At 43.0% G+C, this 1,565-nt stretch carries 1 protein-coding gene; it reads right to left on the bottom strand.

Annotated elements, in window-relative coordinates; genetic code table 11:
• A partial coding sequence (locus ABZA26_RS14810; RefSeq protein ID WP_372715252.1) for an ATP-dependent DNA helicase RecG occupies positions 1-1,565 on the bottom strand: 1,565 nt, incomplete at both ends.

The raw sequence follows: 1,565 nt of genomic DNA, 5'->3' as shown, positions 1-1,565 counted from the left end.
GAGAAGAGAAAGCAGTAGGAAAGGTGGCTGCCTCTTCCCACTCTTCCCCTCAGCTGATGAAGGGCGGACAGGCCGAATCTTTCAGTATTGTTTATAACCATTATAGAGGCATTGGGGACATTGATTCCCACCTCTATAACTGTGGTGGCCACCAGAATGTCAAGTTTATGATTTTTAAAAAGATGCATAACCTCATCTTTTTCACTGTTTTTCATCCTTCCGTGAAGGAGTCCGGCTCTAAACTGGGGAAACCTCCTGGTAACCTCCTGGTACAGCTCCTGGACAGATTTGAAACTGAGCTTCTCGCTCTCTTCTATAAGGGGAGCCACGAAGTAAGCCTGCCTCCCTTCCTGGAGCTTTTTGTGGATGAAGCGGTAGGCTTTTTCTGCATCAGAGCTGTTGTTTATCCACTTGGTTTTCACAGGAGTCCTTCCTGGTGGCATCTCGTCTATGATGGACACATCCAGATCTCCATAAATACTGAGAGCCAGTGAACGTGGTATAGGGGTCGCACTCATTACCATGAGATTTGCGACGACTCCCTTGTCTCTCAGTTTTTTTCTCTGGACCACTCCGAACCTGTGCTGTTCGTCTATGACAATGAGCCCTAGTTTGTGAAATTCCACATTGTCTTCTATGAGGGAATGTGTTCCCACAACTAGGTCGATCTTTCCGTTTTTTATCTCTTCCAGGATCAACTCTTTTTTCTTTCCTTTTACACTCCCTGTGAGGAGCTCTACCCTTATTCCCAGCTCAAGGAGGGTATCTGCTATGGAAAGATAGTGCTGAGTGGCCAGGATCTCTGTAGGCGCCATAAAGACCCCCTGATAGGAGTTTTCTATCATATAGAGGAGCATTATCACCGCCACAATGGTTTTGCCGCTTCCCACATCTCCCTGGAGGAGTCTGTTTACGATCTTTCCGTCATTGAGTTCTTTGTATATCTCTGTTACCACTCTTTTCTGAGCCCGTGTGAGAGAGTATCCCAGGTTTCCCAGGAACTTTTTCACCAGGTTTTTATTATCTTCTAAAACATACATTTCATTATTCATTAAATCCGTTGCAAATCTTTTTTCCAAAATGCCGGTTTCTAAAATCAAAAGCTCCTCTATTGCAAAACGTCTCTTGGCTTCCTCTATACCCTTTAGATTTTTTGAAAAATGTATCTCCCTCAGGGCAGTTTTTCTGTCTATTATATTATATTCCTCCATAATATCCTTTGGAATATTTTCTCCGAACAGGCCGGTGTGAGAGTCAAGAGCCGTCTGTACTATTTTTCTAAGGGATCTCTGATTAAAATCCCTGTTGGAACTGTATATGGGAAGAATTTCTTTGCTGAACCCCTGGTTTTCGTCATATTTTCTGTATTCTGGATTCACCATCTGAAAATTGTAGCCTTTTTTCACATTTCCGATAAAGATATATTCATCACCCATTTTTAGGGATTTTTTGAGGTAGGGCATCTGAAACCACACAACTTCTAGAAAACCTGTTCCGTCGGAAACCTTGGCCTTTATCATGGTTTTTCTGGTCCTGGTTCTCATGGTTTCAATACCGAAGAGTTT

The sequence above is a fragment of the Ilyobacter sp. genome (genome assembly GCF_041583315.1).
Lineage (GTDB): Bacteria > Fusobacteriota > Fusobacteriia > Fusobacteriales > Fusobacteriaceae > Ilyobacter.
This window is presented reverse-complemented; position numbering and strand designations above follow the sequence as displayed.